10 protein-coding genes, 1 tRNA gene and 1 pseudogene are annotated in these 15,998 nt (G+C 49.3%); 4 read left to right on the top strand and 8 right to left on the bottom strand.

Annotated features, from left to right (window positions below; genetic code table 11):
- Together COW20_04040 and COW20_04035 are read right to left on the bottom strand one after the other, a co-directional pair.
- The coding region (locus COW20_04040) for a hypothetical protein (protein ID PIW50001.1) at nucleotides 1–2,099 on the bottom strand (2,099 nt) is incomplete at its 3' end.
- Nucleotides 2,100–2,124: 25 nt separating this feature from the next.
- Nucleotides 2,125–2,358 (bottom strand): hypothetical protein, encoded by a 234-nt coding sequence (locus tag COW20_04035; GenBank protein PIW50000.1) that lies wholly within the window; start codon nucleotides 2,356–2,358, stop codon nucleotides 2,125–2,127.
- A gap of 303 nt (nucleotides 2,359–2,661) precedes the next feature.
- On the opposite strand from COW20_04035, the gene glpK reads away from it, so the two are divergent.
- Entirely contained in the window at nucleotides 2,662–4,152 is a 1,491-nt protein-coding gene (glpK, locus tag COW20_04030) for a glycerol kinase (protein PIW49999.1), read from the top strand.
- 123 nt (nucleotides 4,153–4,275) lie between these two features.
- A pseudogene (locus COW20_04025) lies at nucleotides 4,276–7,218 on the top strand (peptidase M28).
- 66 nt (nucleotides 7,219–7,284) lie between these two features.
- Here the strand turns inward: COW20_04025 and COW20_04020 are convergent.
- Nucleotides 7,285–8,043, bottom strand: coding sequence for a hypothetical protein (locus tag COW20_04020; GenBank protein ID PIW49998.1), 759 nt, complete (start codon nucleotides 8,041–8,043; stop codon nucleotides 7,285–7,287).
- A gap of 184 nt (nucleotides 8,044–8,227) precedes the next feature.
- Here COW20_04020 and COW20_04015 point away from each other — a divergent pair, with 184 nt between their 5' ends.
- Entirely contained in the window at nucleotides 8,228–8,491 is a 264-nt protein-coding gene (locus COW20_04015) for a hypothetical protein (protein PIW49997.1), read from the top strand.
- On the opposite strand, the gene COW20_04010 is transcribed toward COW20_04015, so the two are convergent.
- Complete coding sequence (locus tag COW20_04010; protein PIW49996.1) at nucleotides 8,488–9,333, bottom strand: ATPase; 846 nt, start codon at nucleotides 9,331–9,333, stop codon at nucleotides 8,488–8,490. The genes COW20_04015 and COW20_04010 overlap by 4 nt on opposite strands.
- 229 nt (nucleotides 9,334–9,562) lie before the next feature.
- Between COW20_04010 and COW20_04005 the strand changes: the two genes are divergently transcribed.
- Nucleotides 9,563–10,627 carry a hypothetical protein gene (locus tag COW20_04005; GenBank protein ID PIW49995.1) on the top strand — a complete coding sequence of 355 codons (1,065 nt, stop codon included), beginning with the start codon at nucleotides 9,563–9,565 and terminating at the stop codon, nucleotides 10,625–10,627.
- A 64-nt stretch (nucleotides 10,628–10,691) separates the two neighbouring features.
- Here COW20_04005 and COW20_04000 read toward each other — a convergent pair whose 3' ends face one another.
- The 4 genes from COW20_04000 to COW20_03985 all read right to left on the bottom strand — a co-directional run bounded on the left by COW20_04000 (nucleotide 10,692) and on the right by COW20_03985 (nucleotide 15,273).
- Nucleotides 10,692–11,471, bottom strand: coding sequence for a hypothetical protein (locus COW20_04000; GenBank protein PIW49994.1), 780 nt, complete (start codon nucleotides 11,469–11,471; stop codon nucleotides 10,692–10,694).
- An 11-nt stretch (nucleotides 11,472–11,482) separates the two neighbouring features.
- Nucleotides 11,483–11,953: a hypothetical protein gene (locus COW20_03995; GenBank protein PIW49993.1), complete on the bottom strand. Its 471-nt coding sequence runs from the start codon at nucleotides 11,951–11,953 to the stop codon at nucleotides 11,483–11,485.
- Nucleotides 11,954–12,052: 99 nt separating this feature from the next.
- The gene (locus COW20_03990; protein PIW49992.1) at nucleotides 12,053–15,010 is read right to left on the bottom strand and encodes a hypothetical protein; all 2,958 of its coding nucleotides are present in this window, start codon (nucleotides 15,008–15,010) and stop codon (nucleotides 12,053–12,055) included.
- Nucleotides 15,011–15,185: 175 nt separating this feature from the next.
- A tRNA-Ser gene (locus tag COW20_03985) sits at nucleotides 15,186–15,273 on the bottom strand.
- Nucleotides 15,274–15,998: the final 725 nt, after the last annotated feature.

Genomic DNA, 15,998 nt, shown 5'->3' with positions numbered 1-15,998 from the left:
ACCGCAACAAAACTGACTCTCAGGCTTTTGAAATTTATTTTCTGGATGACTCTAAAAGGCTCGCCTTGATGGTAGCAGATATTTTTGTGAAAAACCAAGTTGGTTATTGGAATATCCACTAAAAGATATGTTTTAGGAAAAATAAACGGCATTTCATCGGCTTGCATTTGTTGAATATACAGGTTTTGATGGCTTTCTGGGTCTAATTTTTTTTCTGCGATCAGTTGCCCCTTTTCATCAAAGGAGCGCTCTAAAAGACAGACATTATATTTTTTGATGGACTCAGTTCTTAACTGCCCATTGGGAAACCAGCTTTTGAAAGAATGATAGGGCACAGGTAGATCGAAGGCTTGGTGTCCATACCCGCTGAAGACCTTGATTTTTTGCGAGGCTGGCCCATCAAAATCATAGAGATAAGGGGCTGATTTTGACAGTGTTTCAAATTCCAATTTCCCCTTTTCACCAAAGCGCAACTCGACACGGTCATAGAGATCAAAGGGATAGTTTTGTACGGTTTCTCTGACAAATTCATTTTTAGGCAGATCTATGGCATCAATGATCGAAAAAGTTAGAAAAATGAGCATTCCAGAAGCATTGCGTATTAAACTTGAAAGGGCAAATAGATGGGGTTTCTGATTGTGGATACCCGATACAAAGACATTCCATTTTTCAGATAAAACTACTCCCATCAGGTTAAAGGTTTTTACAGATTTGACCTTTCCTTTTTCAATTTTGTAGTGTCGGAAGAATTCTTTTTCTTGGTTTTGGGTTGTAAAAGCCAATTCAGGCTCCATGTTTTCAACAACGGTTCCTGTAAAGGCTTCTCCATTAAAATAAAACAAGTTTTCTTGGGTAAATTCTACCTGTTCTAAAAAGATTTGTCGGTGTGTCAGGGGGCTGCTATTCTGCTCTGTGTTTGGCTGAGCGGTAGAGTGGCTTGCAAAAGAGGCTTCAAACCGCTTCCATTGCCGGTAGCGTTCAAGACGTTGATAATCAGGTGAGTCTGGAGAGAGTTCAAAGTTTTCAAGCCAAACTCCCTGCTTATCTCTGTGATGGCGATAGAGCAAGATGCCAAATTCATATTTTTCAGTGAAGAGATATTTGGATTTGAAATTTGTAGATAGTTCAAACACATAATAAGATTGAGCTTTCGTAGCTGCATGTGTTATTGACTCATATTTATTATCAATAAATCCTTGATAACCTTGCTTTACGCCATTCATGTACTGAATTCGGGTTTGATAGTTACTCTGTATTTCAAGATCAAAACCACTAAATGGTTGGTCTTTATAATAGTAAAGACCTTTGTCTCCGTTTAATTTATGGCGAAGAATACCGAAATAGTTTTCAAGATCAGAAAAAATATAATCTATTTTGTTTTCTTTAAGATTTTGAATGGTTTGATAAGTTTCACTTTGAGGATCTATCTGGTATTCAGAGAGCAATTCGCCATTTTCAGAAAATTGACGTTCCCATACCAGATAGCTATATTCTTCAATTTTTTCAGATTTTAGCTGCCCTGTTTCATACCATTCTTTTATCTGTTTGATTGAGTATTGTGGGCCAAAGAAATCGAAACTTTGGATATGAAAAAGAAATTTTTTTATATTTTCTTTTTCATATGAATGCATACGTATATAATTTTTTAGGATCAGTTGCTTTAATTGTGAGTTTTTATAAAATTCGATGTATATTATGTCAAATGGATCAAGGTCTTGTTTTTTTAATCCGCCTTTTTGTATTGAAATATTGATCGCTTCACTGGATTGAACTGGAGCCAATATTTCTTTGGGCTCTCCTGTTTCATACCATTTTTTGCGAAAGGAGCCAAATTGAAAAGGGTTAAAATAGGTTTCATCTATCAAAAAAGGGGCATCGTGTTCCTCGATTAACACACCTTTATAATTATACAGAAGCAGTTTTACGGCTTCTCCATTGATTACCTGAATATGCCGAAAGATTGCTCCATCTTCTTCTTCAGCTTCTTCGTCATCCCATTCAATGGCTGTTCCTGTAAAAGGTAAGTCATTTAAGCACATAGACCAGTCTTTATCAAAGCCTATTTCTGTCAAAGCAAGATAAGGTTGATGAGTCGTCATTACTTTAGTTTCCATTTTTCTAAAATCACCAATGCACTGGCCTGATGAAGTTTTTCAAGCTACGATCTTCTTCACCTGCTAAAACACCTTGGGGCTCTTGACCCAATTGGGTATCGATGGGATACAACCCAGTCTCAGAAACAGGCTTGATTTTTGCTGGTTCTGTTTTTGGGGCTGCAGAGTGTGTGGGGGTAGGGGTTTGACAACCCAAAAGAGTGAGCAAAAAGAAAAGTATAAGAATCATCGTTTGGGGTTGCAATTTAAATTCTCTCCCGAAATGCGCTTTTCTGTCCTTTAATCTATCTGAAAAACAGCGATAAATTATGAAAATGAAATAATAATTAAGTTCATGATTTACACATTGTCAAAGTTTGAATCTTCACCAAGATAGGTATAAAACCGTGATGGTGACTCATTTTTTTTGTTTTTTTGTATTTTAATTGTCTTAAATTCAGTCAAAAGTTTTTGCTTGTGTAACTTTGTAATAAATTAGATTTGAGCGCCCAACACTCTCTTTCAGACTCCGCTATAATGGTATCCATCTCTGTCAGCGGAGGCCTCTATGTCGCAAGCCCGTTTTGTTTTAGCCCTGGATCAGGGAACCACTTCGTCCCGCGCGATTCTCTTTGATCAGGCCGGTCAAATCCACGGATTGGCCCAGCAGGAGTTTCGTCAGATTTACCCCCAGCCTGGCTGGGTTGAACACGATGCCGATGAAATCTGGCAAACCCAGCTGGCCGTAGCCCGTGAAGTTTTACAAAAAACAAGGGTCTCCCCTCAACAGGTGGCAGCCATTGGGGTGACCAACCAACGCGAAACCCTTGTGCTTTGGGAAAAGGCCACGGGCAAACCCTTGCACCATGCGATTGTCTGGCAGTGCCGCCGTTCTGCTGAAATTTGCGAAACCCTCAAAGCCCAAGGGCTTGAACCCCTGTTTCGAGAAAAAACAGGCCTGGTGCTCGATGCCTATTTCTCAGGCACCAAACTCAAGTGGTTATTGGATAGCCATCCTGAATGGCGGCAGCGGGCTGAGCAGGGCGAACTGCTGGCCGGTACGATCGACAGCTGGCTGCTCTATCAGCTGACGGGGGGCGCGGTGCATGCCACTGAACCCTCCAATGCCAGCCGAACCCTGCTTTACAATATTCGTGAAGGTCGCTGGGATGCTGAGTTGCTTGAAATTTTGGGCATTCCCGCTGCACTTTTGCCCGAGGTCAAACCCTCCAGTGGTGTCTTTGGCAAGACCGCTCCGGCCCTCTTTGAGGGGGTGGAAATTCCGATTGCGGGCATGGCGGGCGATCAGCAGGCTGCACTTTTCGGTCAGGGCTGTTTTGAGCCCGGCACAGCCAAAAATACCTATGGTACGGGCTGTTTTATGCTTATGAATACAGGCGAGAAGCCCGTTCGCTCGAATGCGGGTTTGTTGACCACAATCGCCTGGCAATTGGGAGATCAGGTGACCTATGCCCTGGAAGGCAGTGTCTTTGTTGCTGGGGCTGTGATTCAGTGGCTGCGCGATGAATTGCAGATCATTGAGACTGCTGCTGAGAGTGAAACCCTGGCTTCGCAAGTTGAAGATACCGGGGGTGTTTATCTGGTGCCGGCTTTTGTGGGCTTGGGTGCACCCCATTGGGATTCTGCTGCGCGGGGCTCGCTCACGGGCCTGACACGGGGCAGTAACCGCAAGCATATTGCACGTGCCGCCCTGGAGTCGATTGCCTACCAGAGTGCGGATCTGCTCAGCGCGATGCAGGCCGATGCCCATGAACCGCTTAAGGTTCTGCGGGTGGATGGGGGAGCGACGGCCAATCAGTTTTTGATGCAGTTTCAGGCCGATCTACTGCAATTGCCGGTTGAGCGTCCTGTCGTGACCGAAACCACGGCCTTGGGAGCGGCCTATCTGGCCGGTTTGGCGGTGGGCTATTGGGAAACTCCCCAGGCGATTCAAACCAATTGGCAATTGGAACGCCGCTTTGAGGCCCAGATTTCAGCTGAAAAAGCCCAGGCTCTGATGCAGGGCTGGCAGCACGCGATTGTTCAAACACGGGCCTAAGGTTCTGGGTTTTAAAATCCCCCCTGGTTTGCAGGGGGGATTTTTGTGTTTTGTGGATTCTCAGGGTGGGCTTGTCCTTTTGCTTGGGTTCTGCTTGGATCCCGTTTTACAATGCAGAAAGATCTGCACCCCTAACAGGACACAAAAATGAACAAATATATTCTTACGACCGCACTCAGTCTGCTTTTGGCTGCTCCCGCCACCTGGGCGGCTTCGCCAGCGGTTTCTGAGGCTGAAAGCCAATTCTTAAAAAATACCCGTCAATTGATGTTTTCAGGCAAACGCTCAGGCGAAGGCTATTTCAGCGCAGATGGTCAAAAGCTGATTTTTCAGAGCGAGCGCGATGCCGACAATCCCTTTTTTCAGATGTATGTGCTCGATTTTCAAACAGGAGAAACCCAGCGTGTTTCTCCTGGGCAGGGCAAAACAACCTGTGGCTGGATTCACCCCAATGGTAAACAGGTGCTCTTTGCTTCTACCCAGGATGACCCCGAGGCGCTCAAAAAGCAAAAAGCAGAGCTGGAATTCCGAGCCTCAGGCAAGACCAAGCGCTATAGCTGGGATTATGACCCGCATTATGAGATCTACCAGGCGGATATTTCTGGGGGGAACTATGTCAATTTAACCCACAGCCTGGGCTATGATGCCGAAGGGGCCTATTCTCCCGATGGCAAAGAAATTGTCTTTGCCTCCAACCGCAGTGCCTATCAGCACAAGCTGTCTGAAGCTGAAAGCAAGCGTTTGGAGCAGGACCCCGCCTTTTTTATGGAGCTGTATATCATGAACAGTGATGGCTCCAACGTGCGCCAATTGACACACAGCCCCGGTTATGACGGTGGCCCCTTCTTCAGTGCCGATGGCAAGAAAATTGTCTGGCGACGCTTTTCTGAACACGGGGATACGGCTGAAATTTTCAGCATGAACCGCGATGGCAGTGGCATCCAACAAATCACCAAAATGGGGGTGCTGTCCTGGGCGCCCTATTATCACCCCAGTGGTGATTATTTGATCTTTGCCACCAACCAGCAGGGATTCGCCAATTTTGAACTCTATCTGATCGATGCCGAAGGACAGCATGCGCCTGTGCGCGTGACCTCGACCGAGGGCTTTGATGGCTTGCCGGTTTTTTCACCCGATGGTAAGAAATTGCTCTGGACCAGTGGCCGCACTGACAAGAAGCAATCACAGCTCTTTATGGCCGATTGGAACGATGCTTCTGCCCGTCAGGCCTTGGGGCTGGGGGCGGAGAAAGCTGCTTCAGCTCCTTCCCAGGCGGGCATGGGCATCGCCAGGGGAGAGGCCTTCGCCACCCAGCCTGCAATTGCGGCTGAGGATTTAAAAAAGCGCATTTCATTTCTGGCAGATCCCGCCACCGAAGGCCGTTTAACCGGCAGTCGCGGAGAAGCCAAAGCCGCTGAATATGTGGCAGAGGTTTTTAAGCGTCTGGGGCTTGAACCCGCCGGAGATCAGGGCTCTTGGTTTCAAAGCTTTGAATTCACCGCAGGGGTTTCCTTGGGCAAGCAAAACCAATTGCAGGCACCAGGCCAGAAGGCCTATGCTTTAAACCAGGAATGGCGGCCCTTGCCCTTTTCTCAGACCGGCAAGCTGGCTGAAGCTGAGGTGGTTTTTGGGGGCTATGGTCTGGTAGCACCTGAAAGTCAGGGCCAGCCGGGCTATGACTCCTATGTGCATTTGGATCTCAAAGACAAATGGGTTTTGGTCTTCCGTTTTTTGCCTGAGCAGGTAACCCCAGAACGCCGTCAGTATCTTTCTCGTTTTTCGGGCTTGCGCTATAAGGCCATGGTGGCCCGTGAAAAGGGGGCTCGGGGGCTGATTGTGGTCAGTGGCCCCAATAGCCAGGTTAAAGAGCAGTTGGTTTCTTTTGAAGCAGGAGCTTCGGTGGGCAGCATGTCACTGGGGGTGCTGACGGTCAGCGATGCCTTGGCCGCACATTGGCTCAAAGCCAGCGGCAAAAGTTTAAAAAGTCTTCAGGATCAACTCGATTCAGGGGAGTGGATGCAGGGCTTTGCGCTGCCCGGTTTGAAACTGAGCGCGGAAGTTGAAATCAGCAAAGAAAAGAAAACCAGCCGCAATATTCTGGCGCGTCTGCCGGGTTCGGGTAAGGGGGCACACCAGTTGATGATCGGGGCACACCTCGACCACCTTGGGCATGGCGAAGGCCAGTCTTCTTTGGCCAGCGGCGATGATAAGGGCAAGATTCATGCGGGAGCCGATGACAATGCATCGGGTTCAGCGGGTGTTCTGGAGCTGGCTGAATACTTTGCCGATCAGGCCCAGCAGGGAAAAACACTGCCACAGGATCTGGTTTTTGCGCTCTGGTCAGGCGAAGAATTGGGGCTTTTGGGTTCCAATCACTATGTGGAAAACCTGTCGAAAACCCAGCTTGAAAAATTTTCAGCCTATCTGAATATGGACATGGTGGGCCGTCTTGAAAAAGCTTTGGTGCTTCAGGGCGTGGGCTCCAGCTCGGTTTGGCCTGGGCTCTTGGAACGCAATAATCTGATGCTGGGTCTGCCGCTGGTGACCCAGCAGACAAGCTATCTGCCCACCGACGCCACTTCTTTTTATCTCAAGGGCATTCCCATTCTGAGCGCCTTTACCGGAGCCCATGCCGATTACCATACCCCACGCGATACGGCGGAGAAAATCAACTACCCCGGCACGCAACAGGTAGTAGATTTATTGGGAAGAATTGGGGCTGAAATTGCCCGCAAAGATCTCAAACTCGATTATATTTCCATGAAAAAGCCTGAAGGTCAGGAAAACAGAGGGGGGCTGCGGGTTTATCTTGGCAGTATTCCCGATTATGCCAGTGGCGATATCAAAGGGCTCAAGCTGTCGGGTGTGAGCAGTGGGGGACCGGCTGAAAAAGCAGGTTTGAAAGCCGGGGACGTGATTGTGATGCTGGGGGGACGTAAAATCGAGAATATTTACGATTATACCTATGCGATAGATACCCTCAAAATTGGCCAAGAAACAGAAGTGGTGATTGTACGTGCGGGCCAGACCCTGAAGCTGAAAATTATTCCAGGTTCACGGAATTAAGTCCACCGTCTCAAAATACCTGGCTTATTATAAAAGCCCCCTGGCATAATACCAGGGGGCTTGGGCTTAACAGCCTGTTTTGTTGATTACGCTAGTGGTTCCGCTGAGATAACCCTTGGCAGCGACATCTGCACCAACGACTTTAGACATGCTGGTATAGAGATTCAGCAGTCCGGTCAAAGCGGTGGCGTTGGTCGTATCGCCCTTGGCCTTGAGGCAGGTAATGGCCTGTTGTACACGTTCAGGTGTAGGCGTGCCTGTTACAGAGCTGCCCGCTGAAACATTTGCGCTGCTGCTTGTACTGCCAGAAGCACTGCTGCCCTGAGAGGTGATTTTGAGATTGCTTTTGCTGCTGGATTCAGGAGTATAAATGCCAATGCAATTGCCCTGAGCATTGGTAATCAGCCAGGGGTGTGTTACATAGGTGGATTGGGTATAGTCGCTGCCAGCGGAGAGCTTTTTATACAGCACACGCTTGCCTTGGGCATTCAGCCAATAAATGCTGATATCGGCACTGCTTTCATTTTTGAAATCGACAGAGGTGGCTGGGCCTGTTGCGGATTTAATACTGCCTTCCTGACTGCAATTGCTGGCTTTCATGCCTTCGAGGCTGGCGGCGGCAGCGGCATCGATATTTAAATCCAGGGAAACCGAGCCAGAGCTGCTGCTGGTAGGAGAGCTGGATGGGCTGGGGGTGGCTGTTTTTTTCTGTTCAAGGGTTTGATTGGCCCGATTGATCAGATTGGCGATGGCAGGATCAATACAACTGCTTAGCAGGGAACTGGTCAGACCCGTCAGGATTAAAGCTGAGAAAAGATGTTTCATGGTAAAAAACTCCAGATTAGATTTGTAAGGGGGGACGTGCAAAAAACGAATTTTGTTCCCAGATTTGCGTTGGCCCCGGTGAACGCTTAAAGCCTTCTCTCACAGTATATACAAAACTGTCCCCTGTAATAATTGCAAAATTTACTCTACAATAGAAGATACCAATCCGAGAGAAAGCATGCGTATGCACAGCGAGCCCACCGAAAATAGCGAGCCCACCGAAGAAGAAATCGTGCGCCAATTATATTCAGATCAAGCCCGAGAAATTAAAGTGGCCCTTGATTATCTGGAGCACCATACGGAATTGGCACGGGCCCACCTTGAAAGACTGACCCTTTTAAAAGATTACGGCGCGCATCATGCGGGTTTAGGTGCTGTGCAGGTAGAAGTGGCTGCCATTGTACTCTGGAATCATCTTAACGCGGGTCGTAATCAGGCCCGACGTTAGTCACCGTTCCCGCAGAGCTGACGGACTTCATTCTGAATTTGGTGTTTACGCCGAGCCGTGAGATTGAGAATCTCCAGACAATGCGGGCTGCTGACTAACTCACTGGCCAAAATATAATCCTTTTCCAGCAATCTTTGTTTTTCTGATTTGCTCAGGGTTGTCAGGGCTGTGAGAGGATAGAGTCGATCTTCGTCAATCCATTTGCGCAAACTGCGGCTTTGTGGATAATCCCAACCCAAAAGCTGAAGCCCCACACATTCTCCGTATTGAATGGCGTCTCCAGAAAAGCGGGCATTGGTGGCCACCCAACCCTGGATCTTTTTGTGGTGGTTGCCAGGGAGCTTGCGCCATTCTTTTTCAATATCCTGAAAGCGTGAATGCACATACAGGGGAATTTTGACATCGCATTTAAAACCCGGTGTATTGCGGTATTTGCACTCTACCAGAATGCGTTCTGTCTCGTTTTCAGCAACCACGTCTACCTCATGGCGTACACAATGCCCCTGAAGAATCACGCCTACTTCAACGGTATAGCCCTGGGCCTTGAAAATTTCCCCCACGAAATTTTCAAAGGGGTAGCCAGAGGGGCCCAGTTCCATGATCGCTTTTTTGAGTTGGTAACGTGCAGCTTGGGCCTTATAGCGGCGTCGCAACAGGCTGAAGGCTTTTTTATACAGGGTGCGGGAGCGCATGCCACTGTAAAAATCTCGCTCCAATTCTTCGATAATATCTTCGGTTGTTTCAGGGGATGCACCGCTTTTAAGCAGAGAGTGGCGCAGCTTTTCAAGGGAGAAGGTTTCGCTTTCTCCAGAGGCCTTGGTAATGATGAAGGGTGTAGACATAGGTTTCTCTTTCAGCGAACGTGCTTTGAGCGCAGAGGCCTATATGTTTGTACCATATCCAGTCTGCTCTGGCGTTTAACTTGAGGGTTTACACTGGGAAAAAACAAAAAGTTTAATATAAGGTTATATCTGATTTAATATTTTATGAAGTGCAGCAGGTTCTCTCTTTACGTTGCGATAACTTTTATACGCGCCTTTGGAGGCCGGAGTTTATGAGGTTGAGAAGAGCATGCCGTCTGTACAAAGTTTGAGTCAGGTGATGCAATGGGTGGGGCTGGAGACAGCGCCTGCACAAGCCAAACCAAAACAGAGCCCTGAGGTCAATCCCTATCAGAGTACCGATCGTCTGAATTTATCGATGCGTTCGGCTTTTGGCCTCTCGACGATTCGTCTGATTGAGCCCATGGATGAGCTGGCAGGTCTCAAAACCCAGGATTTAACCCCGTCTCAGCAAAATTTGCAGCGCTCAGCTGATTTTCAGAATATCTACCGCAATTTTGATATCCTGCCTGGCTCCACGCAAAAGGGAGTTCTCAACAAGCTCGAATTGATTCTGAAAAAATATCCAGATTTTATGACCCGTCTGCAACAAGTAGACAATCCCCAATATGGCGCAGGTTTTCAATTCTTTTTTATTCCCCCGCATGAGAGCCCCCGCTGGCAGCCCATTCCTGCCGGTGTACGGGGAACGACAGCAGCCACTGATTATTCAGGTATTGTGTTTTCTTCTCCTGTTCAATCGGTGCTGAAACAAGATGGTTTGATTCGCAAAGGCATGCAGGTTTTAACCATGGGGGTGATGGAAGGGGTCAACCGTTTGCGCAAAGAGCCTACGGCTCTGGATGTGGGCGGCATGTTCAACGATTCGTCGCCCGATACTTTTGCCCATGAAATGGGGCATGTTCTGCACAGCTATTTTCTCAGCAGTGCTGAGCAATTGGAAATTTGGGCGATTTATTCCATGGCCCAGGAATCCAATTCAGGTTTTATTTCAGATTATTCCCGTACCAATCATATGGAGTTTTTGGCTGAAGGCGTTGAAGCCTATTTGCAGCAGGATTACCAGGGGAATTTTAGTGAGCGTGAGCATTTAAAAACAACCAATCCCCGTCTCTATGATTTTGTCGAACGCATGCTTGAACCGGGTGTAGCGCGCACCGGCGCTCAGGATCCGCTGCTTTCTGCTTGGATTGTGGCCCGAACCAAAGGGGCAGATGCAGCTTCTGCTTTGAAAAATTTGGGTTTGTCAGGCCAGAAACAAGCCTGTAAATGCAGTCAGCCCGGGCATCACTGAAGCAGGCCGTGTACAAATGAAAAAAGCCAGCGTTTTAAACGCTGGCTTTTGGCTTATAACAGGCTTAACTTCTGGGCAGGCCCATATCGTTCATATGTCTGAAGACATTGGAATAGTCGCTGTGTCTAACCAGACCTTCAACCGTATTTTTACGCAGTTTTTGATTCAGGGCACCTGCGCCAAAGCGATAGGAAAACAAGAGTTTAGCCGTATCGTTATTGTTTGCGCCAGGAGCCACATCTGCTGCACTGACAGAACTGTGTCCCTTGGCGTTCAGTTCTCTGACCAACTGGCCTTTGAGGTAACGCGCGGTTTGTGTCAGGCAGACTTCGTAATTGCCCAATTGGGTGCGGGCTGAGCGGTTGGGGGCTGAACTGGGCTTCATGCCCGTAATTCCCTGGGCGCTGCTGCTGTGCTTTGTATTTAAGCCACAATCCGATTCCTGCATGGCCATGGCAAAGAGAATGCGCGGGTCGACATTTTCTTTTTCCCCCACTTTGATACAGGTTTCGGCGATTTTTTCAAAGGTGGCCCGATTTTTAGAATTGCTAAGTTTGCTGGCCAACCCCCCGGGGCCATTGTCTGCTGCAATCGCACCCATCAGGGTTTCTTTGGTGACAGGATCTGCTGCCGAACGTTCTGGGAAACGAAGTTCGGTGGCGGCTGAGCCATGGACAGCAAAACGGCCTGTTTTATTCACGTCGGCAGAATAATTCAGCTGTGCAGAAGAAGCGGGCATTTGCATGGGGCCTTCCAAAGTTTGGCCCTGTTGTACAGGCCGGGAAGGAGGGCGAACAGAGGTGCTGGGGGCGAGTGAGCCGGTTCTACGGATGCCGTCAACCATGATTTTTTACCTCAATCCAGAAAGGGTGCGATATTTTGAGCTTGTCCCTGAGCAGGACCTGCGGGGACAGCAATCGTATCACCTTTATAGATTTGGTGAGGATTGTCGATCAGATCCTCGTTCAGATCCAAGGTTTTATTGATAAACTTTTCGATTTGATGGGCGGTAGCTTCTGGCCCCAAGTGTTGTTTGGCAATCGAGGTCAGATTGTCGCCAGCTTGAATTGTATAGGTTTTATTATTGGGAAGAGTCAGGATTGCACCGGCTGCTGCGCCAAGCATGCCACCGATCATGGCGCCTGTCGCAGGGCCTGAGGTCATGCCTGCAACGGCAGCGGCACCGATACCTGCGGCAGCTGCTCCGACTTTGAGTTGATTTTTAAGATTTTCTACATTTTGCGCCTTTTGGGCTGCTTGAGAAACCCGCTCACCCGGAATTCGGGAAGGAGGGGGGCTGGATCTGAGGTTGTTAATATTTCCCACGGGGAATAGCTCCTTTATCTGCACAGAACTGGTTATTCTGATTATAGCCAGAAATGCTGTGGATCTGACGCCATGATGATGCAGAAAAAAAGTGTTTTTTTACTGCGAGTCAAAAACCGGGGTTTGGGTGAAGACCTTGCGGTTTTGCGGATTTTCCAAAAAGAAGAGTTGTGCCGCAGGCATTTTCACTGTACCTGGGGTTTGCGCCCGCAATTTGTAATGAAAAGAGAGGGTTTCTCCGGGAGGCAGAGCTTTGGTCATGATATTGATATACCCAGGTGCCTGCTGGACAGAGTCTATCCAACGTCCGACCTGGCGATCGTTGAGGGTATCCAACAAGGGCAAATAGCCACTGGGAATTCCCAATTGCAACCCCAGCGGTTGGGCTTTGGCGCTGGTCTGAGAGAGTTGTACCAAAACAGGAACCTCTTCCCCTGTGACGAGCTGGCTACTGACAGGTGCTTCTAACTGAAAATTCAGTTGGGCATGGCTGCGTTCCCATTCCGGGGCCTGAACATAGAGCGGTTCTTCCCTTTGCACCCGACGGCCTTTCCATTCCTGTTCCAAAGAGAGAATTTGCAGTCCACTGCGGTGACAGGTATAATCCTGCCAGATTTGTTGGGCTTTACCTGCCTGCAGACTGAGTTCCTGCCAATTCAATCCGTCAAAACGGTAGCGTAGGCTTTGGGGCTGGTGGGTTTCGTTTCTAAAAAGCAGCCCCAGTTTTAAGCGATCTCCTGCCAAGGCATAGCTGGGCGCCTGAAGCGTCGGAATCACTGCACCCTGAATTTTGAAGGCCTGGTTCAAATGAAGCTGATGTCCACTCTGGTCCTGTAGGTAGACGTGAATACGACTGGAACCTGCTTGATAGGTGGGAAGCAGTTTCAGGGTGTCAGGTAATTTTTCAAGATGGGTTTGCTGAACCTGAATGGGCCAGCTTTGGCTGAAATCAAGGGCAGAACTTTGCCTGATGCTGTCTTGGCCAGCAGTCTCTGGTTCCAGGGCTTTAAAAAAGAGGCCCTTGCCAGCTGTTTGTAACCCCGGATTGAGCAGACTGAAGACAAGTAAGAGGCTTAAAAGCCAACCCTGGCGGAGATCTTCTGGTCGTGTGCGTTCCGGCAGAAAAACCCGGCGCAGGGCCAAGGTCAAAAGCCAGAGATTCAGACTGAGAAGTAGCCACAGGGCAGGCAAAAATACGGGTTGGTAAATCTGTACAGACCAACTCAAGAGGAGATGACTGCCCCCCCACAGGATCAGCCCAAGCGGCACGGTTTTCAGACGGCCTTTCCATTCGGCACGCCATCCCCGGCTGAGAAAGAACGTGAGGATCAGCAGGGCCAGTTGTACGAGGACACAGGGCAGACTGAGTGGCAGATTCAAAATCTGTAAGCCAATCATCCAAGCCAGCAAAAGACAGAAGAACAAGAGGCTTTGAAAACCTTGTAGGAGTAAAAATCCTTGGCGCAGACGTTTCATTTGCTCTGAAGATGGGACGGGAATGGTGCTCTGTTGAGTGTGCAAAAGGGTGAGTTTCCAGAGCAGCCAAAGCAGAGGGGCTTGGGCCAAGAGCAACATCAAGACATAAAACAGGCTGGCCCCCCAATAAAGCAGGGGGGTGAGTCTTTGGGGGGACTGGGGCAGAAGCAATCGGTTTTTGGGCAGGGTGGAAGGAACGAAGAGAGGAGTGCCTTGGACTTTTTCCTGCATCAGCACACTGTTGACCTGAAGGGGGGGGACGAGCTCCTTGCGTTTTGGCACTTCAATCTGAAGCGCACTGAGCGCATCTGGTGTTGAGGGGTTCAGCTTGAGAACCTGTTTTCCGTTTTGTGCGGAAATCTGTAACCAAAGGGGCGCGCTTTCACTGCGCAGATACACCAAGAGCCACTGAGGGGCCTGATTGGGTGCTTCGGGCAGTTGAAGCAGATTGGCCCCTGGCTTGAGTGTTTTTTGTCCCTGGACCAGAATTTCCTGCCCTTGGCCGACAGTATACGTTAAAACGTCGTTTTGTTTACTGTAGACCAGCCATTGATTGCTGAGATGGCCCTCTGCGTCGAGCTGGGGTTGCAAGTTAATGCCCTGTTTTAGAAAGTTTAAGGGCAAACGCAGGCGCTGTAAGTGCCCTTGGGCGTCGCCAGCGGTGAGTTCTGGTTCTGTTTGGGTTTCGAGGGCCTTGAGTTTTAGTTTGAGATAATCGCCCTGTTGGGGCAGATCTTGGCCTTGATAACGCACCCAACCTGAGGGAACAGATTCTCCTTTGCCATTGCGCAGACGCAGCAGCAATTCCTGTTCCTGTCCTTTTAAGAGATAGGGATAGAGTGCTTGTATTTCGAGTGCATCAGGAGCTTTTTCTATAGATGAAGGGAGGGGCGCACTGATTTTGAGCGTTTGGTTGGCCAGCGGGCGGCTGCCAGCCTTGAGCTCTAAACGATAGCTGCCTGGGGGCCAATGGCTGGGGATCTGAAAACGGGTTTGGGCTTGCCCCCAGTCATCACTGAGCGCTGTTTGGCGGCTGAGCAGACGTCGGCCAGAATGCAGTTGAAATTCCAGTGGGATTTTTTCAAGGGCCTGTTCTCCCCTGGCCAAATGGGCCATGACCCAGAGTGTTTCACCAGGATGCAGGCTGTGGCGGTCTGGAATCAACTGAATGCGTAAGGGAGTCTCAACCCGCAGGGTCTGTTCTTCGATCAGGGCGTGCCCATCGTGGGTACTGAGTGAAAACAACCATTGGCCTGAATTCAGTTCGGGCAGCTTGACCTGCCAGCTGCCATCTTGGGCCGGGTGGATCGGCAGCAAATAGGTATTGCCTTCTTGTTGAGGGCTGAGTTTAAGGCGCAGCGGTGTTTGCCGGGCTTGCCCACTGAGGGGATCACGCAAGACGCCAGAGAGCAGATAAGAGGTTTGGGGAGGCAGGCTGCGGGGCAGGATGATTTGCACACTGGGGGGTTGGCCTGCGAGCCCTGAGAGCAACCCGATCCAGGCAGGAAAAGCTTCAAGCAACAGAAAATAGAGCGGCAATACACTGAGCAAGACCCAAATATTGAGGCGTGGTTTGCGCATGGAGCCTGATTCCCTCGCTGCAAAAAATAATAACTTCCACTGAGGGAAGTTATTGAAAAAAAGGCGGGCAGAGAGGGATTCGAACCCTCGAAGCAGCTCATCACCGCTTACAGACTTTCCAGGTCTGCTGAATCAACCACTCTCACATCTGCCCAGATGTGTTTAATAACGACTACGGAGAGGGTGGGATTCGAACCCACGTGACCTTTACAAGTCTAACCGCTTTCGAGACGGCCCCGTTATGACCACTTCGGTACCTCTCCCCGTGGTGCATCGGTGCATGACAAATCATGACCAATACAGTTCGCAAGTATAGCATATCTTTTTTTTCAGGGGGAAGGTGATTGCTTGGGTGGGGTGCTTTTCAAGAGTTGCACCCTGATTTTTCAAGCCGGTTTTGCTTCTCGCAGGTAGCTGCTCTGCATAAGTGTCTTCTACGAAGCGCCTTCGGCTCTTCTAGAAACACTTAATTTCCACGACGCCGTTTGTGTCATCCTGACACGGCGTCGCTTCAGTTGCCTCATTCCCCCACTGCTCTGCTGCGTTTTTCAGGCTACTTGCCCTTTATAGGCTTCTAAAATCAAGGGGGCCATGGCTTAAATATCTTCTATGGCATGATATGTAACTGAGCAACCATTCAAGCCACTTTCAGGCGATTGCAAGGCCCCCGACCCAGGAGGGTCAGGGAGGGGGCCTGGAACTTGCCTTGGTTCTACGGCTCCTATGTCGCCAAGAACCAAGGACAGCGGAGCAAAGCGCAGATAGCGTGTGAAGCACACGATGTGCTGAACATGCGGCCCGAACGCCCAGTACTGGCCTGCCGACAAGGAGGGGCTAGAACCCATGCTCAGGCCTGCTGACAAGGAGGAGCAACCAGTAACTGGCCTGCTCATAAGGGCTGAATCCCCTGCAAAGGACCTGCTCTGCAGGGTGATAACCTGCCCCTTGGGCATTAACCTGCCCCTTGGGCATTAACCTGCCCCTTGGG

The sequence above is a fragment of the bacterium (Candidatus Blackallbacteria) CG13_big_fil_rev_8_21_14_2_50_49_14 genome (genome assembly GCA_002783405.1).
GTDB lineage: Bacteria > Cyanobacteriota > Sericytochromatia > UBA7694 > UBA7694.
This window is presented reverse-complemented; position numbering and strand designations above follow the sequence as displayed.